Raw genomic sequence first — 17,864 nt, 5'->3', positions numbered from 1 at the left:
ACCCGGCCAGCGGCATCGACGCCGGCGCGACACCGGGGGCGGGGAAGGCGAGCTGCTGCTGTTGCTGCGCGGTGCGCCGGCGCAGCTCCAGCTTGGCGAGGAGCTCGGCGTCCTCGTGCAGCTCCTCCTCCGACGGCGAGAGGATCACCATGAGGAGCATGGTCAGGGTGATCAGGCTGATCACGGTCATGAGCGGCACGAGGAAGTCGAGCGCGTCGGCGCCGGTGACCACGGCGGGCTGCGAGTCGACCGTGACGTGCATCGCGTACATGCCGGTGTAGTGCATGCCGGACACGGCGACGCCCATGACCAAGGCCGCGCCGGTGATCCAGATGGGCTTCCTGACGCGGAGCGTGAACCACAACGCCACCGTCGCGGCGACCACGGCGATGACCACGGAGATGGCCACGGTGACGCGGTCGTAGGAGACCTGGGCGGACATGTTCATCGCGTACATGCCCAGGTAGTGCATGGAGGCCACCCCGAGCCCCGTGAGGAGACCGCCGCCGAGCAGCGCCAGGAGCCGGCCGCGGCCGTAGGAGACGAGGAACAGGCCGGTGCCCACGACGATGATGGCGACGGCCGCGGAGGCCGCGGTGAGCCACACGTCGTACTTGATCTGGGTGCCTTCCACCTGGAAGCCCATCATGCCGATGAAGTGCATCACCCAGATGCCCGTGCCGCCGATGGAGATGGCCGCGCCGAGCAGCCACCGCACCTTGGAACCCCCACGCGAGGCGTGGGCCTGCGCGGTGAGGCGCAGGCCGAGCATTGACCCGATGCACGACATCACGTAGGCCAGCAGCGGCGTGAGCGGCCCATAGGTGAAATGATTCACAGCGGAGGTCATCTATCGCGTTCCTTGCATTAGGGGTCCCCGGATTCTGCCATCGGGAATGTCCCTTTCGCATGGATACTGTAACTATCTGTCAATTTCTTGTGTCGGAAACATGAGAAGGGCTCAGGGCTATCGAAGGGCCGTTCTGGCGGGCGATCGCCGTCTTCCGCGTCGCGAGTCTCGTCTACGCGATCGTGCTGATGGCGCAGAACCGCGGCTACGAGCAGCCGGTGCTCGGCTGGCTGGTCATCGGCGTGATGGTGGCGTGGACGGCGGCCGCGACGTTCGCCCACTCCGTCGCCGCGCTGCGCCGGTGGCCGCTGCTCGTGCTCGACCTGCTCGTGGTGCTGGCCTGCCTGCTTGCCTCGCCGTACGTCCAGGGCGCGGCGCAGGGTGAGGAGGGCATCACACCCGTCCCCGCGACCTGGGTGGCCGGGCCCGTGCTGGCCTGGGCCGTACACGGCGGCAGGCGCGCGGGAGCGGTGGCGGCGGTCGTCATGGCGGCGGCCGACCTGTGGCTGCGCGTGCGCGCCCCCGACGTGCCCCTCCTGATCAACGGCGCGGTCCTGCTCTTCCTGTCGGGCGTCGTGGTCGGCCACGTGGCCCGGCTCGCCAAGGAGGCCGAGGAACGTATGCAGCGGGCCGTCGAGATGGAGGCCGCCCAGCGCGAGCGCGACCGCCTGGCCCGCGACATCCACGACTCCGTGCTGCAGGTCCTCGCCTTGGTGCACCGGCGTGGCCGGCGGCTCGGGGGCGAGGCAGCCGAACTGGGCCGTCTCGCCGGTGAGCAGGAGGCCGCCTTACGCCGCCTTGTCGCCGGCGATCCCGGCGGGAGCGGCGCACCGGGCTCGGCCGACCTGCGCGCGCTGCTGCTTCGCCACGCCTCGTCCCAGGTGACGGTCTCCACCCCGGCGACCCCGCTCGTCCTGCCCGCGCCGGTGGCCGAGCAGGCGGCGGCGGCCGTCGGCGCCGCCCTGGACAACGTCAGGACACACTGCGGGGCGTCGGCGCGGGCGTGGGTGCTCGCCGAGCCGGGTGAGGGCACGGTGACGGTCAGCGTGCGCGACGACGGGCCCGGCATCCCGGACGGGCGGCTGGACGAGGCGCTGGCCGAGGGGCGCCTGGGGGTCGCCCGCTCCATCCGTGGCCGCATGGCCGAGGTCGGCGGTGACGTCTCGATCGTCAGCGTCCCTGGACAGGGCACCGAGGTCGAGATCACCCTCCCGGCATGACGTCGCGGCCGGGAGAGGGGGCGGCCTAGAGTGGCGGTCATGGTGCGGGTCATGGTGGTGGACGACCATCCCATGTGGCGTGACGGGATTTCGAGAGACCTCGCCGAGGCCGGCTACGACGTCGTGGCCACCGTGGGGGAGGGGCGGCAGGCGGTCAGGGTGGCGGGTGCGGTCCGGCCCGATCTGGTGGTGCTCGACCTGCGGCTGCCCGACATGCCTGGCCACGAGGTGGCCGCCGGGCTGTCCGGGCTGGAGCCGGCGCCGCGCGTGCTGGTGTTGTCGGCCAGCGCCGAGCAGGACGACGTGCTGGAGGCGGTCAAGGCAGGCGCGTCCGGATATCTGGTGAAGTCGGCGAGCCGGGAGGAGTTCCTCGACGCCGTACGCAGGACGGCCGAGGGCGACGCCGTGTTCACCCCCGGACTGGCCGGTCTGCTGCTGGGCGAATACCGGCGGCTGGCCGCGCGGGCCGCGCCCGCCGAGGGCCCGAGGCTCACCGAGCGCGAGACCCAGGTGCTGCGGCTGGTCGCCAAGGGGCTGTCGTACAAACAGATCGCCGAGCGGCTGGTGCTCTCGCACCGCACCGTGCAGAACCACGTCCAGAACACCCTCGGCAAGCTCCAGTTGCACAACCGGGTGGAGCTGGTGCGATATGCGATCGAGCGGGGCCTCGACGCGGACTAAACTCGGGGGCGCGCGACGTTGGCACCAACACGCCTTTTCCCCATCTCCCGGAGGTCCACCATGACGATGTCTGCCCTGGGCGAGCCGTGCGTGCTGCTCAAGCTGGGCGAGATCGTCCTCAAGGGCAAGAACCGCGAGCTGTTCGAACGCCGTCTGATCGGCAACATCCGCGAGGCGCTCAAGCCGCTCGGGACCAAGGTCGACGTGCGCAGGCGGCACGGCGTGATCGCGATCTTCCTGCCCCAGGGCGCCGGAGCCGAGCAGGCCGCGGCCGTGGCCGAGCGGGTCGCCGACGTGCCGGGGCTGGTGTGGATCCACCGCGCCTGGCGGGTCGCGAAAGACCCCGAGACGGTGCTGAAGGCCGGGCTCGAGCTCGTCGGGGAGAGCGAGGAGGCCAAGCGCGGCGCCCGCTTCGCGGTGCGCTCGCGCCGGCGCGACAAGCGGTTCCCCCTGCGCTCCAACGAGCTCGACCGTCTGGTGGGCGGCGCGATCAACGACGAGTACAATCTGCCCGTCGACCTGAAGAACCCCGAGCTGACGGTCTTCATCGAGGTCGACAGGGATGAGGTGTTCGTCTTCACCGACGGCATCCCCGGCCAGGGCGGCCTGCCGGTCGGCAGCAGCGGGCGGGCGCTGGTGCTGATGTCGGGCGGCATCGACTCGCCGGTGGCGGCCTACCGGATGATGCGGCGCGGCCTGCACGTCGACTTCCTGCACTTCTCCGGCATCCCGTTCACGACCAGCGAGTCCATCTACAAGGCGTACGCGCTGGTGCGCAAGCTCGACAGGTTCCAGGGCGGCTCGCGGTTGTGGGTGGTGCCGTTCGGCAAGGCGCAGCAGTCGATCCGCACCTCCGGCCAGGACCGCCTGGCCGTGATCGCGCAGCGCCGGCTCATGCTGAAGACGGCCGAGGAGGTCGCCCACCGCATCCGGGCCGCCGCGCTGATCACGGGAGACGCGCTCGGGCAGGTCTCCTCGCAGACCCTGACCAACATCACGGCTCAGGACAACGCGGTGGAGCTGCCGATCCTGCGGCCGCTGGTGGGCTGGGACAAGACAGAGATCATGGCCGAGGCCCGGCGCCTCGGCACGCTGGAGATCTCCGAGCTGCCCGACGAGGACTGCTGCTCCCTGCTGGCGCCGAAGCGCGCGGAGACGCGGGCCAAGATCGACGACCTGAAGCAGATCGAGAAACGGCTCGACGCCGAGGAGCTGTGCGTGCAGCTCGCCGACTCGATCCAGGAGTACACCCTCTAGCGGAGGTCAGGCGTCGACCTTGAACGGGTCGTGCTCGGCCAGCAGCTTGTCGAGCCTGGCCTGGTCGACGCGGTTGGCGACCTCCGAGAGCTCCTGCCGGTCGCGCACGACCTTGGCCAGCGTGAGCGTCGAGGTGACGACATAGAGCAGTCCGAGGGCGAGGAAGGCCCTGATCCACCCCTCGGCGGGTAGGTGGATCAGGGCGATCGTCGCCGAGGCGATCGAGACGGCGAACGACAGGATCGCCTGGGCATAGAACGCGCTGGTCTGCGTGGGTTGAAGACGCTTGGTCATGCGCTCATCGTGGCGTCGCGAGAAACCCGTCACATGGGGATTCGTACTCATTCGCCCATGAGTACGGCCGGCGCGCTTGTGGCGCGGCCGGCCGTCTCACGCAGGCTCGGGGCAGATGGCGGACGGCGGTCGGGTCAGGCGGCGACCGCGGCCGCGGGCGACTTGCCGAGCAGCGCGGGGAGGTCGGTCATGACCTGGGCCAGCTCGCCCAGGTCGGCGTCGACGAGCGCCTGAGGGCCGTCGCAGAGCGCCTGCTCCGGATGTGGGTGCACGTCGATGATCATGCCGTCGGCGCCGACCGCGACGGCCGCGCGGGTCAGCGGCAGCACCAGGTCGCGTCGGCCGCCCGAGTGCGACGGGTCGACGATCACCGGCAGGTGCGACAGCCGCTGCGCCACCGGGACGGCCGAGATGTCGAGCGTGTTGCGCGTCGCCGTCTCGAACGTCCTGATGCCCCGCTCGCACAGCACGATGTCCAGGTTGCCGCGCTGCGCGATGTACTCGGCGGCCATCAGCCACTCCTCGATCGTGGCGTTCATGCCGCGCTTGAGCATCACCGGGCGCCCGGCCGCGCCGACCGCCTGCAGCAGCGAGAAGTTCTGCGCGTTGCGGGTGCCGACCTGCAGCATGTCGGCGTACGACGCCACCAGCTCGACGTCCTGGGCGTTCACGACCTCCGTCACGATCGGCAGCCCGGTCTCCTCGCGCACGTCGGCGAGGATCCGCAGGCCCGCCTCGCCCAGCCCCTGGAACGCGTACGGCGACGTACGCGGCTTGAACGCCCCGCCGCGCAGCAGCACCGCCCCCGCCGACTGCGCCATCCTGGCCGCCTCCAGCGTCAGCTGGTGCGTCTCCACCGCGCACGGTCCCGCGATCAGCGTCACGGTGCCGGGGCCGATCGGCACGCCGCCCACGTGGACCGTGGAGCGTTCCGGATGGTTCTCCCGGCTGACCAGCTTGTACGGCGTCGTCACCCGCATCACGTCGCGCACTCCCGGCATGCCGCGCAGTCCGGCCGCGTCGAGCTGGGTCACGTCGCCGACCAGGCCGACGATGGTGCGGCGCACGCCCTTGCTGACGAAAGCCTCGACCCCGGCCGCCTGGACGACCGACACGATGGAGGTGAGATCGTCCGGCGTGGCCTCGGGGCCCATCACGATCACCATCTGCTTCTCCTTCTGCCTGAAAACACGAAAGGCCCCGGGTCCTCACGGACCCGGGGCCTTTCGTTCGCCTGTCTGCTAGCGCAGCGTCAGATGGCGAACGGACTCGGGTCCGTCGCCATACCAAAACCAGAACGCTGTACGCATAGACCCCAATCGTAGCGCACCGCACCCGCCCACGAGGCATCGCCGGTCCGATGGCAGGATGGCCCAAGACGCGAGACCGGTGAGGGGAGTGATCGTGGAGGAGTCGCGCCTGCCTCCAGGCCAGTACGTCCCGCGCGGCAGACCTGTGATCCACTACGGCAGGGTCCCCACCTTCAAGCCCGGCAACTGGGACTTTCGCGTGTTCGGGGCCACCGCCACCGGCGAGGAGCACCGCTACACCTGGGAGGAGTTCGAGCGGCTGCCCCGCACGACCCGGCTGGCCGACTTCCACTGCGTCACCAAGTTCTCGCTCATGGCCAACGAATGGCGCGGCGTCGCCCCCACCACGATCATCGGCGCCTCCCCGCCCGACCCCGGCGTGCGCCACGTGATGATCTGGGCCGAGTACGGCTACAGCGCCAACCTGCGGATGTCCGACTTCACCGCCCCCGACACGCTGTTCGCCATGGAGCTCGACGAGAAGCCGCTCAGCCCCGACCGCGGCTACCCGCTGCGGCTCGTGGTGCCTCATCTGTACGCCTGGAAGAGCGTCAAGTGGGTGCGCGGCATCGAATACCTCCTCGAGGACCGTCGCGGCTTCTGGGAGGAGCGCGGCTACCACAACGTCGCCGACCCCTGGCGCGAGCAGCGCTACTCCTACCAGGAGGAACCCGGCGAGGGCCCGCCGTAGCGAGAGATCGTTCTCACATACGGTTTCGCCCCGGACACGGTGCGTTGTTGGCTACGGTGGCCCGCATGCTGACTGGCGTGGCGCTGCTCCTGCCGGCCTTCGTCGCAGGTTACGTGCTGGCCCGGACGCGGTCGCGCCGCGACGTGCTGCCGCGGGGCCGCAGGTCGGACGAGGCGACGTTCACCACCTTGCACATCGCCGCGCTGGCGGCCCCGGCCCTGCGCGCGGGGCTCGGCCGCGACTCCGCCCGCAAGGCCGTCCGGCACCTGCGCACGCTGCTCGGCACCCACGCCGTCGCGATCACCTCGGCCGAGGCGGTGCTGGCCTGGGACGGGCCGCCCTGCGGCGACGTGCTCGCTCACGCCCGCGCCACGCTGGCCGCGGGACGGGCCCAGGTGTTCCCCGGCGAGCCGTACGCGGCGGTGGTGGTGCCGCTGACCGTGGACGGCGCGGTCGTGGGCACACTGGCGGCCCACGACGACGAGGTCAGCTCCGCGCTCGTGCGCACCGTCACCGAGGTCGGCCGCTGGGTTTCCGGCCAGCTCGAGCTGGCCGACCTGGACGCATCGCGGCAACGCGCGCTGGAGGCCGAGATGCGCGCGCTGCGCGCCCAGATCTCGCCGCACTTCATCTACAACGCGCTCACGACGATCGCCTCGTTCGTCCGTACGAACCCCCGCCGCGCCCGCGAACTCCTGCTCGACTTCGCCGACTTCGCCCGCTACGCCCTGCGCAGGGCCAACGACTTCACCACCCTCGCCGACGAGCTGGCCTGCGTCGACCGCTACCTGCTGCTGGAACGTGCCCGCTTCGGCGACAAGCTGCGCTTCAGCGTGCAGGTGGCGCCGGAGGTGCTGCCGGTGCCCGTGCCGTTCCTGTGCCTGCAGCCACTGGTCGAGAACGCCATCAAGCACGGCATGCGCGGCAACGGGGGCGCCGGGGAGGTGCGGGTCGTGGTGCGCGACGCGGGCCCCGAGGCGCACATCACCGTCGAGGACGACGGCGCGGGGATGGATCCGGAGTGCGCGCGGCGCATGCTCGACGAGGAGCCCGCCCGCGAGGGCGGCGGCATCGGGCTGGCGAACGTGGACCTCAGGATGCGCCAGATCTACGGCGACGGCTACGGGCTCGTCGTGGAAACCGCACTGGGCGCCGGCACCAAGGTGAGGCTGTGCATACCGAAGACGCAACTTAGCGCATAGTAGTCAATTCATTACGCTAAGCTCGCTTGCCTCTTGTGGCCTCTGCTTTTCTACGGCAGCGTGGTGCACATGCTGAGAGTTCTGGCCGTCGACGACGAAGTGCCGGCTCTGGAGGAGCTCGCCTACTTGTTGCGCCAGGACGACCGGATCGAGCAGGTCACGACCGCGGCCGACGGCGTCACCGCACTGCAGGACATGGTGCAGATGATCGGCGCGGGAGAGCGGCTCGACGGCGTCTTCCTCGACATCCGGATGCCCGGGCTCGACGGGCTCGATCTCGCCCGGCTCGTCGGCGGCTTCCCCAGCCCGCCCCGGCTGGTGTTCGTCACGGCGCACGAGGAGTGCGCGGTGCAGGCATTCGAGCTGGAAGCGGTCGACTACCTGCTCAAGCCGGTCAGGGCCGAGCGGCTGGCCGAGGCGGTGCGCAGGCTGGAGGCCGCCGCCTCGCCCGCCGTCGAGCCCGGCCACGACGACGTGATCCCGGTCGAGCTGGGCGGCCGCACCCGCTTCGTGCCGCAGCAGGCCGTCTGGTTCGCCGAGGCCAAGGGCGACTACGTGCGCCTGCACACCGTCGACGGCAGCTACCTGGTGCGCATGTCGCTGGCCGCGCTCGAACGACGCTGGTCGGAGTCCGGGTTCATCCGCATCCACCGCAGCACGCTGGTGTCGGCCAAGCACGTCACCGAGCTCAGGTTCGAGGGCGGGCGGGTGTCGCTGACCGTCGGCACCGAGACGCTGCAGGTCAGCAGGCGGCACAGCCGCCAGGTCCGCGAGCAGCTCGTACGCCAGCACAGAGGCGTGATCTCGTGACGGCCGGCCGGGGAACGGTCCGGTGACGGCGGAGCGCCGCGTCGTGGTGCCGCGCCGGCCCGTCGCCCTCGGGCGCGGCCGGCGGCGGGCCGAGACCGACGGCCGGCAGGTCCCGCCCGACGTGCCGGCCATCGTCAGGCGCCAGTTACGGCAGGCCATGCTGACCGTGGCCGCCGTCGCCGCAGTGCTGACGGGGGTGCCCGTCATCGCCATGTGGGTGCCCGCGCCCGAGGTCTGGGTGGCGCTGTCGCTGGCCGCCCAGGCCGCCTGGGTGGGGCTGGCCGTGGTGCAGCTGAGGCGGGCGGAGCGGCTGGAGAAATGACCGTCGCGGTGCTCACCGGGATCGCCTTCGTCGTCGTGCTGGGCGTGATGGTGGGCGCCGCGCGGCCGCGCCGCTCCAGCGGGCTCGCCGACTTCCACGTGGCGGCCAGGGAGGTGTCGCCCTGGTGGAACGGCGCCGCGATCTCCTCCGAGGTCACCTCGGCCGCGGCCTGCCTGGGCACCGCCGGGCTCATCGCCACCCACGGCGGGCCGATGTTGTGGTATCCCGTCGGGGCCGCCGCCGGGTTCGTCGTCATCCTGGCCCTGGTCGTGGCACCACTGCGGCGCTCGGGGACGTACACGCTGCCCGACTTCGCCGGGTGGCGGCTGCGCTCGGCCCGGCTGCGCCCGTTCACCACCTGTTTTCTCCTGGTGATCGGGCTGTCGTTCATGGTCGCGCAGCTGCACGCCGCCGGGATCGTGGTGCGGCTGCTGACCGGGCTGCCGCCGTGGCTGGGGTGGGCGGCCGTGGGCGCTGCGACGCTGGGCGTGGCGGTCGCGGGAGGGCTGGGGAGCGTGACGAGCCTGCAGGCCTCGCAGTTCTGGCTGAAGCTGGTCGTCTTCCTCGGCGTCGGCGCCATCTGCTGGTGGATGTCGGGCGCCCGGCCGGTCGCCCTGTTCGAGGGCTCCTACCGGGTCGGCGTCGCCGGGCTGGCGGGGGCCGGCGACCCGTCGCTGCCCGGGGTGCTGGCCGTGCTGCTGGCGTGCGCGCTCGGCACGATGGGGCTGCCGCACGTCATCGTCCGCGTCTACACCAACAGGGACGCCCGTGGAGCGAGGCGGTCGATCGTCGCGGCCCAGGTGATGCTGGCGGTGTTCTCCCTCGTGCCGCCGTTGTACGGCGTGCTGGGGCATCGGCACGCGCGTGACGCGGCGGCGGACGAGATCGTGCTCCTGCTGCCCGCCAGGATGCTGCCGGGGGCCGCCGGGGAGGTGCTCACCGGCGTGCTGGCCGCCGGGGCGTTCGCGGCGCTGCTCGCGACCATGGTGGGCGTGCTGGTGGCCGTCGGCGGCGCGGTGTCGGCGTGCGTGCCTCCGGCCGGCGCGCGGTCCTTCCGTGCCGCCGTGACCCTGGTGCTGCTGGCGGCGCTCGCCCTGACCGCGGCCAGCACGCCGCGGGAGTCGGTGGCGCTGGTCGTGGTCGGCTTGACGCTGTCCGCCGCCACGTTCTGCCCGATGCTCGTGCTCGGCATCTGGTGGCGGCGGTTGACGGACGCCGGGGTGGCGGCGGGGTTCGCGCTGGGGGGTGGCGTGACCGCCACGCTCGTGCTGAGCGAGCAGGCGGGCGTGCGGGCGGGGGAGCCGGCGTCCTATCCCGCGCTGGTGGCGGTGCCGGTGGCGTTCGCCGCCATGGTCATGATTTCCCTGGTCACGCCGGGTCGGGTACCGAGCGGGGTGGGTCGGATGATGGCCACGATGCATGTGCCCGAGCCGGGCGCGGGCCCCCCAGACTGCCGCTCGTCGCAGCACGGCGACCGCTCATCGCATTAGCACTCTCCGTATGGCGATGACTACAGACCGTTCGACGAGCTGTCCGTTAACGGGGTTTCGCCCGCAAGATCGCGACCGTAGTGTTTCGGCATCGGATAGCCACCCCGGCGCATCAGGGACGAGCCGCAAGGCTCACAGCAGATCTGATGCGCCGGAATCACCGGCGACCGCAGGTCGCCGCGGCGGCCGGGCCCTGACCGGGGGGTAGGGCCCGCCACGCCGTTCTGTGAGGGGGCGCCCGCTGAGGCCGTGAGAGCCGGCCCCGCGATCCGGGCCACGGGGGCGCCGGATCCCGCGAGCGGGCGTCCCTATCACGGTCTGCGGCCCGGTTACGGTTTTCGCCCGCTCTGGCGCACGCCGTCCGCCGCAGGGGCCCGCGCGTCGCTCAGCCGTCGCTCAGCCGTCGCGCAGCCGCTTCAGCAGGGCGATGTCCTCGGCGTGCCTGGGCGCCTTGCCCGGCGTCTCGATGCAGATCGGCACGCCCGCGACCGCCGGGTGCCGCATCATCTCCGCGAACGGCCGCTCGCCGATGAGGCCGGCCCCGATGTTCTCGTGGCGGTCCTTCTTGGCGCCGCAGGCGTCCTTCGAGTCGTTGGCGTGAATCAGCTTGAGCCGCCCGGGGGCGATCGCGTGCAGGGCGTCGAACGTCTCGCGCACCCCGCCCTCGGCCGCCAAGTCGTGACCGGCGGCGAAGGCGTGGCACGTGTCGAGGCAGACACCGGCCCGCGGATGCCAGTCGAGAGCCGCGAAGTAGGGCTCGATGTCCTGGACCGTGGCGCACAACATGGCGCCCTGGCCCGCCATCGGCTCGAACAGGAGGTCGGGCCCGCCGTCGGGGATCTCGTCGAGCAGCGGCAGGAGGTTCTCGCGGGTCTGGCGCAGCGCGTCGTCGCGGGACTGCGTCACGGCCGAACCCGTGTGCACCACCACCCCCTTGGCGCCGGTCGCCACCCCGCGGCGCAGCGTGTGGCGCACGATCGCGATGGAGTTGGCCAGCGTCTCGGGGCTGGGCGAGCCGAAGTTGGCGAGATAGGGCACGTGGACGAACGTGTCGATGCCCGACTCGGCCAGCTGGGCGTCCTGGTCGGGTCTGCCTTCGGTGAGCGCCCACCCGCGCGGGTTGGTGACGAACACCTGGATCATCTCGGCGCCGATCTCCGCCATGTATTTCAGGCCGCCCGTCGCGAGGCCGCCCGCCACGGACACGTGTCCGCCGATCAGGGATTTCAGGGTCATGATGACCGCCAGTGTAGGCGCAGCGGCGGACACATCCCGCGCGACACCGCCCGCCACCTGGAAGATCCCCGGCCGCGCACAAAGCTTGCTCCAAGAGCACGGCCTGGTCCCTTTGGCGGGTACGCGGACGGGTAACGCCTCCTTCGTTCGCCAACGCAGGCCAGACGGGGGAGAGCCCATGCGCGCCATAGCCATTTCCGCCTTCGGAGCCCGGCCGGAGCTCGTCGAGCTGCCGGAGCCCGCGCCAGGACCGGGCGAGCTGCTCGTACGCCTGCGGGCCGCGGCCTACAACCCGATCGACACGAAGATCGCGAGCGGCGCCATGAAAGGACTGCAGCCCAGATTCCCGCTCGTCATGGGGCAGGACGGCGCCGGCGTCGTGGAGGCCGTGGGGGCGGAGGTCACCGCGTACCGGCCCGGCGACGAGGTCTACGGCCGCTTCGCCGACCCCGCCCGCGGGCTCGGCAGTTATGCCGAGTACGCCGTGGTGGCCCAGGACGGGCCCGTCGCCCGCACGCCCAAGGGCCTGCTGCCCGAGCAGGCCGCGGCCGTGCCCACGGCCTGCGCGACCGCGTGCGCCCTGCTCGACGCCGCCGGCCTGGCCGAGGGGCAGACTGTGCTGATCGTCGGCGCCACGGGAGGTGTGGGGCAGGCGGCCACGCAGCTCGCCGCCCTGCGCCGCGCGTACGTCATCGCCACCGCCGCGCCCGACGCGGAGGAGCTCATGCGGGAGCTGGGCGCCAACGAGACGGTCGACCACACCAAGGGGGACGTGCCCGGGCAGGTGCGGGCCGTCTGGCCGGACGGCGTGGACGCGGTGTTCGACCTGGTCACCCCGTCCGGCGAGGTCGACGCCATGGTGGGAGTGCTGCGCCCCGGCGGCGTGATCTGCAGCGTCGTCCACGCGCTCGACCCCGACGCCCTGGCCAGGAGAGGGCTGCGCGGCGTCAACGTGATCAACCGGGTCGCCCCTGACGTCCTGACCCGCCTGGCCGAGCTGATCGACGGCGGCGAGCTGCGCGTGCGCATCGAGTCGCTGGTGCCCCTGGAGCGGGCGCCGGCCGTGCTGGGCGACATCGCCGCGAGTCACGCCAGAGGCAAGACCGTGATCACGATCTGACGCGGGACCGGGCTTGGAGCATGACACAAAAGTCGCGGCCATCGGGGCGGCCGGTTCGGAGTTCTCACGGATGGACCGGGCACGTAGCGCATGTGTGTACTGCAGACATGTCCGACACGCTCAGCGCGCTCGACGCCTTCAACACCCGGCCACACGACGAGGCCGAGCGCGACCTGCTCGCCTGCTGCGCCTGCCGCGCCTTCGCCGCCGAGGTCGCCGGGCGGCGGCCGTACCGTGAGCTCGGCGCGCTGCTCGACGCCGCGGACGCGGCCGTGCGGGAGCTGGAGTGGCCCGGCGTGCTGGAGGCGCTCGGCGCGCACCCGAGGATCGGCGAGCGGCCGGACGCGACCGGTACGGAGGCGGCCTGGTCGCGGCAGGAGCAGTCGGGGGTCGACGACGCGTCGCGTGCGGCCCTGGCCGAGGGCAACCGGGCCTACGAGGAACGTTTCGGGCACGTCTACCTCGTTTGCGCCACCGGCCTCAGCGGCGCCGAGCTGCTGGCCAGGCTCACCTCCCGGCTGCGCAACGACGAGGAGAGCGAGCGCGACGTCGTCCGCGCCGAGCTGGCCGCGATCACGCGGCTGCGGCTGGCCAAGCTGATAAGGGAGGGGCGATGAGCTTCTCCACGCACGTGCTGAACGCGGTCACCGGGCTGCCCGCCGAGGGCCTGCGCGTACGCCTGGAGCACGGAGGAAGGGTCCTGGCCGAGGGGCGGACCGACGCCGACGGCCGGATCAGCGGATGGGAGCCGGGCGCCGGGGTGCACCGGGTCGTCTTCGACACCGGCGGCTACCTGCCCGAGACGTTCTACCCCGAGGTCGTCATCGCCTTCACCGTGACCGACCCCGCCCGGCACCACCACGTGCCCCTGCTGCTCAGCCCGTACGCCTACTCCACCTACCGAGGGAGCTAGATGGCCGTCAAGCTCGGTCCCAACCGCTACGGCAAGGCGCAGACGAGGCTCGTCCACGTCGTCAAGGACGGCCCCGTGCACCACATCAGGGACGTCAACGTCAGCACGTCCCTGTCGGGCGACATGGAGGCCGTCCACCTGACCGGCGACAACGCCGCCGTGCTGCCGACCGACACGCAGAAGAACACGGTGTACGCGTTCGCCGGGAGACACGGGATCGGCCAGATCGAGGAGTTCGCCCTCCTGCTGGCCGGGCACTTCGCCCGCTCGCAACCGTCGATCCACCACGCCAGGGTGGAGATCGAGGAGTACGCCTGGCGCCGCGAAGGGCCGCACTCGTTCGCGCGGGAGGGCGGCGAGGTGCGCACGTGCGTCGTCCACCGCGACCGCGACGGCCGCGCCAGCGTGGTGTCCGGGCTCAAGGACCTGGTGCTGCTCAACTCGACGGGATCGGAGTTCCACGGCTACGCCGTCGACGAGTACACCACGCTGCCGCCCGCCGCCGACCGGGTCCTCGCCACCGCCGTCGAGGCCCGGTGGCGGCACACGGGCGGCACCTCCTCCTACGGCTCGTCGTACGAGCGGGTACGGCGCTGCCTGGTGGAGGCGTTCACCGGTACGCACAGCCGCTCTCTGCAGCAGACCCTGTACGCCATGGGCGAGCGGGCTCTGGCCACCTGCGAGGAGATCTGCGAGGTCAGGCTCACCCTGCCGAACAAGCACCACTTCGCCGTCGACCTGTCGCCCTTCGGCCTCGCCAACGACAACGAGGTCTTCTTCGCCGCCGACCGCCCGTACGGGCTGATCGAGGGCAGTGTGCTGCGTGAGGACGCGCCCGACGCCGGATTCGCCTGGGAGTAGACGATGGACTTCTTGCGCCCCACGACGTGGGAGGAGGCGCTGGCCGCCAAGGCGGACCGGCCCGACGCGGTGCCCATCCAGGGCGGCACCGACGTGATGGTGGAGCTCAACTTCGACGTGCGCAGGCCCGCCGCGCTGCTCGACCTCGGTCGTGTGGCCGAGCTGCGCGCGTGGGGCATGGAGGGCGGCGCCTGCCGGGTGGGGGCCGGCGTGCCGTACACGACGGTCATCGAGGAGCTGGGCGGCACACTGCCGGGGCTCGCCCAGGCCTCGCGCACGGTAGGCTCGCCGCAGATCCGCAACCGCGGATCGGTCGGCGGCAACCTCGGCGCGGCCTCCCCCGCCGGCGACTGCCATCCGCCGCTGCTCGCCGCGGACGCGGTGATCGAGGTGGAGTCGCGGGAGCGGGGCGTCAGGATGATTCCCGCCACCGAGTTCTACCTGGGCGTCAAGCGCAGCGCGCTGGAACCGGACGAGCTCATCAGAGCCGCGCACGTCAGGCCTGCCACGGGGCCTCAGTACTTCTCCAAGGTCGGCACGCGCAACGCCATGGTGATCGCGGTGTGCTCGTTCGCGATCGTGCTGCGCCCGGAGGAGCAGCGGGTCGGCACGGGGCTCGGGTCGGCGGCGCCGACCCCGCGGCGGGCGTACGAGGCCGAGGACCTGCTGGCGCGGGAGCTCGACTGGGAGGCGCCGCTCGACCCGGCGCTGCTCAGGAGGTTCGGCGAGCTGTGCGCGGCCGCCGCCGCGCCGATCGACGACGTCCGGGGCAGCGCCGCCTACCGCGTGCACGCCATCGGTGTGATGGCCCGCCGCACACTCGCGTGGGCCTGGAACGACCATCTGGGAAGGAGGGCCGCCTGATGCGCGTCACCTTCACCGTCAACGGCCGCGAGGAGAGCGCCGACAACGTGTGGGAAGGAGAGAGCCTGCTGTACGTGCTGCGTGAGCGGCTCGGACTGCCCGGCTCCAAGAACGCCTGCGAGCAGGGCGAGTGCGGCTCGTGCACGGTCTATCTCGACGACGTGCCGGTCTGCTCCTGCCTGGTCGCCGCCGGGCAGGCCGAAGGGCGGCAGGTGCGCACCGTCGAGGGGCTGGCCGAGGGGGACCGGCTCGACCCGGTGCAGGAGGCGTTCGCCGAGTGCGGCGCCGTGCAGTGCGGCTTCTGCACGCCGGGACTGATCGTGCAGGCGCACGACCTGATCGCGCGCGTCGAGCGGCCCTCGGACGCGGAGATCAGGGAGGCCCTGGCGGGAAACCTCTGCCGCTGCACGGGCTACGAGAAGATCCTCGACGCGGTACGGCTGGCCGCGCGGCGGAAGGCGGCCACATGAGCGAGTCGCGCACGCCGTCCGGGCCCGTCATCGTGATCGAGAACGTGCACATCGCGCCGGTCACCGGCCCCGAGATCCCCTCCGGGCACATCAGGATCGAGGGAGACCGGATCGCCGAGCTGGGTGCCGGGCCCGCGCCCGGCGCGCGGGGCGCGACCCGGATCGACGGCTCCGGCTGCCTGGCCACGCCCGGCCTGGTCAACACCCACCACCACCTCTACCAGTGGGCCTCGCAAGGGCTCGCGCAGGACGCGACCTTGTTCGAGTGGCTGGTGTCGCTCTACCCGGTGTGGGCCGCCATGGACGCCGAGGTGGTCAAGGGGGCCGCGTCGGCCGGGCTGGGCTGGCTGGCGCTGTCGGGGTGCACCACCTCCAGCGACCACCACTACGTGTTCCCCAAGGGCCGGGGCGACCTGTTCGCGGCCGGGGTCGAGGCCGCGCGCGAGATCGGCGTCAGGTTCCACCCGGCGCGCGGCTCCATGGACCTGGGCGAGTCGAAGGGCGGGCTGCCGCCGGACGTCGTGGTCGAGGAGCTGGACGAGGTCCTGACCGCCACGGCCGAGGCCGTCGACGCCTATCACGACCCGTCCTTCTCCTCCATGCTGCGGGTCGCGGTCGGGCCGTGCTCGCCGTTCTCGGCCAGCGCCGGGCTGATGACCGAGTCCGCGGCCCTGGCCAGGTCCAAGGGCGTGCGCCTGCACACCCACATCGCCGAGACCCTGGACGAGGACGAGCACTGCCTGGAGCAGTTCGGCGCGCGGCCCGTCGACTACATGGAGAGGCTGGGCTGGCTCGGGCCGGACGTGTGGTTCGCGCACACCGTGCACCTGAGCGACGCCGACATCGGCAAGCTCGCCGCCACCGGCACCGGCTCGGCCCACTGCCCCTCCTCCAACGGGCGGCTGGGGGCGGGCATCGCCCGCGTGTCGGAGATGTTGCGCCGCGGTGTGAACGTGGGGCTCGGCGTGGACGGCAGCGCCTCCTCCGAGCTGACCCCGCTGTCGGGGGAGATGCGCCAGGCGCTGCTGTTCCAGCGGGCCAGGCACGGCCCGCGGGCGCTCACGGCCCGCCAGGCCCTGGAGCTGGCCACCCTGGGCGGCGCCCGCAACCTGGGCCGCGCGGACGAGCTCGGCTCGCTGGAGCCGGGCAAGCTGGCCGACGTCGTCCTGTGGCCGGTGGCCGGGCCGTTCGCCGCCGCGGTCCCCGACCCCGTGTGCGCGCTGGTCTTCGGGCCAGCGCCACCGCCTGCCCTCGTCCTGGTGGGCGGGCGGACCGTGGTGGCCGGCGGCGAGCTGAGGACCGTCTCCCAGGACGCGGCCGGGCGCGCGGGCGCCGCCGCCCGCGAGCGGCTGGTGCGGCTGGCCGGGGAACGCGGCGTGCGCGCGACGCGGCACGTACGCGGCAAGCGACCCGAGGGGTGAGCCGTGGGGCGGACCGGCCGTCGCCTGCCGATCGCCCGGATGTGATGATGATGAGTCACGCCTTCCCGCCGGCTCGCACCGGGCAGGAAGGCGTGTCCGGACATTGTTCACCATCATGTGGGAGTTCGTTGTGGTTCAGCCTGTTCTGGTCGCTCCGGACAAGTTCAAGGGGTCGCTGACGGCGGCGGAGGTGGCCTCCCGCGTGTCGGCCGGGCTCGGCGTTCCCGCGGTGGAACTGCCGGTCGCCGACGGCGGTGACGGCACCGTCGACGCGGCCGTGGCCGGCGGCTTCACGCGGATCACGATCGAGGTGACCGGCCCCACCGGTGAGCGGGTCCCCGCCTCCTACGCCTGGCAGGACGCCGGCACGGCCGTGGTCGAGCTGGCGGAGGCGTCCGGGCTGCGCCGGCTGCCCGGCGGGCGCGAGCCGTTGACCGCCACCAGCTACGGCACGGGCGAGCTGATCGCCGACGCCGTACGCCGCGGCGCCACGCGGATCGTCCTGGGGCTGGGCGGCAGCGCGTGCACCGACGGGGGAGCCGGCATGGTCCAGGCGCTCGGCGCACGCCTGCTCGACGCCTCCGGCGACGACCTCCCCCGGGGCGGGGCCGCGCTGAAAGATCTCGCCCGCATCGACCTGTCCGGATTCCTCGACGTGTCAGGGGTGCGGTTCGTGGTGGCGAGCGACGTGGACAACCCGCTCCTCGGCCCGCACGGCGCCGCCGCCGTCTACGGACCGCAGAAGGGCGCCACCCCCGGCGACGTCACGGCCCTGGAGGGCGCCCTGGCCCGGCTGGCGGCGGTGGCGACCGCCACGCACGGGCTGGTCGGAGCCGTCGAGCATGACGACAT

20 protein-coding genes are annotated in these 17,864 nt (G+C 72.3%); 16 read left to right on the top strand and 4 right to left on the bottom strand.

All coding sequences use genetic code 11. The features are described from left to right. On the bottom strand, nt 1-850 hold an 850-nt coding region (locus GUY59_RS40340; RefSeq protein ID WP_201761914.1), incomplete at its 3' end, for an MHYT domain-containing protein. Between the two features lie 119 nt (nt 851-969). Between GUY59_RS40340 and macS the strand changes: the two genes are divergently transcribed. Genes macS through thiI form a run of 3 tightly spaced genes read left to right on the top strand, consistent with a single transcriptional unit; the run spans nt 970 to nt 4,008 of the window. Further along, the gene (gene macS / locus GUY59_RS47955) at nt 970-2,070 is read left to right on the top strand and encodes a MacS family sensor histidine kinase (protein WP_252375231.1); all 1,101 of its coding nucleotides are present in this window, start codon (nt 970-972) and stop codon (nt 2,068-2,070) included. Nucleotides 2,071-2,109: 39 nt separating this feature from the next. Beyond that, nucleotides 2,110-2,751: a response regulator gene (locus GUY59_RS47950; RefSeq protein ID WP_132341114.1), complete on the top strand. Its 642-nt coding sequence runs from the start codon at nt 2,110-2,112 to the stop codon at nt 2,749-2,751. 60 nt (nt 2,752-2,811) lie between these two features. Further along, nucleotides 2,812-4,008: a tRNA uracil 4-sulfurtransferase ThiI gene (gene thiI, locus GUY59_RS40330; RefSeq protein WP_138208159.1), complete on the top strand. Its 1,197-nt coding sequence runs from the start codon at nt 2,812-2,814 to the stop codon at nt 4,006-4,008. A gap of 6 nt (nt 4,009-4,014) precedes the next feature. Here the strand turns inward: thiI and GUY59_RS40325 are convergent, their stop codons facing one another. After that, a complete protein-coding gene (locus GUY59_RS40325) occupies nt 4,015-4,302 on the bottom strand; it encodes a YiaA/YiaB family inner membrane protein (protein WP_138208160.1) in 288 nt (95 codons plus the stop codon). A 134-nt stretch (nt 4,303-4,436) separates the two neighbouring features. Continuing rightward, entirely contained in the window at nt 4,437-5,468 is a 1,032-nt protein-coding gene (gene aroF / locus GUY59_RS40320; protein WP_138208161.1) for a 3-deoxy-7-phosphoheptulonate synthase, read from the bottom strand. Nucleotides 5,469-5,706: 238 nt separating this feature from the next. On the opposite strand from aroF, the gene GUY59_RS40315 reads away from it, so the two are divergent. The 5 genes from GUY59_RS40315 to GUY59_RS40295 all read left to right on the top strand — a co-directional run bounded on the left by GUY59_RS40315 (nt 5,707) and on the right by GUY59_RS40295 (nt 10,127). Further along, nucleotides 5,707-6,303, top strand: a complete 597-nt coding sequence (locus GUY59_RS40315) for a molybdopterin-dependent oxidoreductase (RefSeq protein WP_252375230.1) — start codon at nt 5,707-5,709, stop codon at nt 6,301-6,303. 65 nt (nt 6,304-6,368) lie between these two features. Further along, entirely contained in the window at nt 6,369-7,505 is a 1,137-nt protein-coding gene (locus tag GUY59_RS40310; protein ID WP_138208163.1) for a sensor histidine kinase, read from the top strand. 69 nt (nt 7,506-7,574) lie between these two features. Further along, nucleotides 7,575-8,315, top strand: a complete 741-nt coding sequence (locus GUY59_RS40305; protein WP_132341126.1) for a LytR/AlgR family response regulator transcription factor — start codon at nt 7,575-7,577, stop codon at nt 8,313-8,315. 22 nt (nt 8,316-8,337) lie between these two features. Then, nucleotides 8,338-8,637, top strand: coding sequence for a hypothetical protein (locus GUY59_RS40300; protein ID WP_132341128.1), 300 nt, complete (start codon nt 8,338-8,340; stop codon nt 8,635-8,637). Beyond that, on the top strand, nt 8,634-10,127 hold the full coding sequence (locus GUY59_RS40295) for a sodium:solute symporter family transporter (protein ID WP_161714958.1): 1,494 nt from the start codon (nt 8,634-8,636) through the stop codon (nt 10,125-10,127). Before GUY59_RS40300 ends, GUY59_RS40295 begins: the two co-directional genes overlap by 4 nt. A 396-nt stretch (nt 10,128-10,523) precedes the next feature. Here GUY59_RS40295 and GUY59_RS40290 read toward each other — a convergent pair whose 3' ends face one another. After that, on the bottom strand, nt 10,524-11,363 hold the full coding sequence (locus GUY59_RS40290; RefSeq protein ID WP_132337604.1) for a deoxyribonuclease IV: 840 nt from the start codon (nt 11,361-11,363) through the stop codon (nt 10,524-10,526). A gap of 178 nt (nt 11,364-11,541) precedes the next feature. On the opposite strand from GUY59_RS40290, the gene GUY59_RS40285 reads away from it, so the two are divergent. The 8 genes from GUY59_RS40285 to GUY59_RS40250 all read left to right on the top strand — a co-directional run. Further along, nucleotides 11,542-12,483: an NADP-dependent oxidoreductase gene (locus tag GUY59_RS40285; RefSeq protein ID WP_138208362.1), complete on the top strand. Its 942-nt coding sequence runs from the start codon at nt 11,542-11,544 to the stop codon at nt 12,481-12,483. 107 nt (nt 12,484-12,590) lie between these two features. After that, nucleotides 12,591-13,100: a 2-oxo-4-hydroxy-4-carboxy-5-ureidoimidazoline decarboxylase gene (gene uraD / locus GUY59_RS40280; protein ID WP_138208363.1), complete on the top strand. Its 510-nt coding sequence runs from the start codon at nt 12,591-12,593 to the stop codon at nt 13,098-13,100. Continuing rightward, nucleotides 13,097-13,396, top strand: coding sequence for a hydroxyisourate hydrolase (gene uraH / locus GUY59_RS40275; protein WP_132337599.1), 300 nt, complete (start codon nt 13,097-13,099; stop codon nt 13,394-13,396). Before uraD ends, uraH begins: the two co-directional genes overlap by 4 nt. Next, nucleotides 13,397-14,257 carry a factor-independent urate hydroxylase gene (gene pucL / locus GUY59_RS40270; protein ID WP_132337597.1) on the top strand — a complete coding sequence of 287 codons (861 nt, stop codon included), beginning with the start codon at nt 13,397-13,399 and terminating at the stop codon, nt 14,255-14,257. 3 nt (nt 14,258-14,260) lie between these two features. Continuing rightward, entirely contained in the window at nt 14,261-15,121 is an 861-nt protein-coding gene (locus tag GUY59_RS40265; protein ID WP_138208364.1) for an FAD binding domain-containing protein, read from the top strand. Beyond that, nucleotides 15,121-15,591 carry a (2Fe-2S)-binding protein gene (locus tag GUY59_RS40260; protein WP_138208365.1) on the top strand — a complete coding sequence of 157 codons (471 nt, stop codon included), beginning with the start codon at nt 15,121-15,123 and terminating at the stop codon, nt 15,589-15,591. Before GUY59_RS40265 ends, GUY59_RS40260 begins: the two co-directional genes overlap by 1 nt. After that, entirely contained in the window at nt 15,588-17,012 is a 1,425-nt protein-coding gene (locus GUY59_RS40255) for an 8-oxoguanine deaminase (RefSeq protein ID WP_138208366.1), read from the top strand. Before GUY59_RS40260 ends, GUY59_RS40255 begins: the two co-directional genes overlap by 4 nt. A gap of 115 nt (nt 17,013-17,127) precedes the next feature. After that, a partial coding sequence (locus tag GUY59_RS40250) for a glycerate kinase (RefSeq protein WP_161714957.1) occupies nt 17,128-17,864 on the top strand: 737 nt, incomplete at its 3' end.

Source organism: Nonomuraea sp. K271, assembly GCF_009908215.1.
Lineage (GTDB): Bacteria > Actinomycetota > Actinomycetes > Streptosporangiales > Streptosporangiaceae > Nonomuraea > Nonomuraea longispora.
The sequence above is the reverse complement of the archived record's forward strand: the minus strand, read 5'-3'. Positions and strand labels throughout refer to the sequence as shown.

Bases quoted from the DNA above. Each gene is read 5' to 3' on its own strand.
- GUY59_RS47950 (WP_132341114.1), top strand. From the start codon at position 2,110: ATGGTGCGGGTCATGGTGGTGGACGACCATCCCATGTGGCGTGACGGG.
- thiI (WP_138208159.1), top strand. From the start codon at position 2,812: ATGACGATGTCTGCCCTGGGCGAGCCGTGCGTGCTGCTCAAGCTGGGC.
- GUY59_RS40325 (WP_138208160.1), bottom strand. From the start codon at position 4,302: ATGACCAAGCGTCTTCAACCCACGCAGACCAGCGCGTTCTATGCCCAG.
- aroF (WP_138208161.1), bottom strand. From the start codon at position 5,468: ATGGTGATCGTGATGGGCCCCGAGGCCACGCCGGACGATCTCACCTCC.
- GUY59_RS40310 (WP_138208163.1), top strand. From the start codon at position 6,369: ATGCTGACTGGCGTGGCGCTGCTCCTGCCGGCCTTCGTCGCAGGTTAC.
- GUY59_RS40305 (WP_132341126.1), top strand. From the start codon at position 7,575: ATGCTGAGAGTTCTGGCCGTCGACGACGAAGTGCCGGCTCTGGAGGAG.
- GUY59_RS40295 (WP_161714958.1), top strand. From the start codon at position 8,634: ATGACCGTCGCGGTGCTCACCGGGATCGCCTTCGTCGTCGTGCTGGGC.
- GUY59_RS40290 (WP_132337604.1), bottom strand. From the start codon at position 11,363: ATGACCCTGAAATCCCTGATCGGCGGACACGTGTCCGTGGCGGGCGGC.
- GUY59_RS40285 (WP_138208362.1), top strand. From the start codon at position 11,542: ATGCGCGCCATAGCCATTTCCGCCTTCGGAGCCCGGCCGGAGCTCGTC.
- uraD (WP_138208363.1), top strand. From the start codon at position 12,591: ATGTCCGACACGCTCAGCGCGCTCGACGCCTTCAACACCCGGCCACAC.
- uraH (WP_132337599.1), top strand. From the start codon at position 13,097: ATGAGCTTCTCCACGCACGTGCTGAACGCGGTCACCGGGCTGCCCGCC.
- pucL (WP_132337597.1), top strand. From the start codon at position 13,397: ATGGCCGTCAAGCTCGGTCCCAACCGCTACGGCAAGGCGCAGACGAGG.
- GUY59_RS40265 (WP_138208364.1), top strand. From the start codon at position 14,261: ATGGACTTCTTGCGCCCCACGACGTGGGAGGAGGCGCTGGCCGCCAAG.
- GUY59_RS40260 (WP_138208365.1), top strand. From the start codon at position 15,121: ATGCGCGTCACCTTCACCGTCAACGGCCGCGAGGAGAGCGCCGACAAC.
- GUY59_RS40255 (WP_138208366.1), top strand. From the start codon at position 15,588: ATGAGCGAGTCGCGCACGCCGTCCGGGCCCGTCATCGTGATCGAGAAC.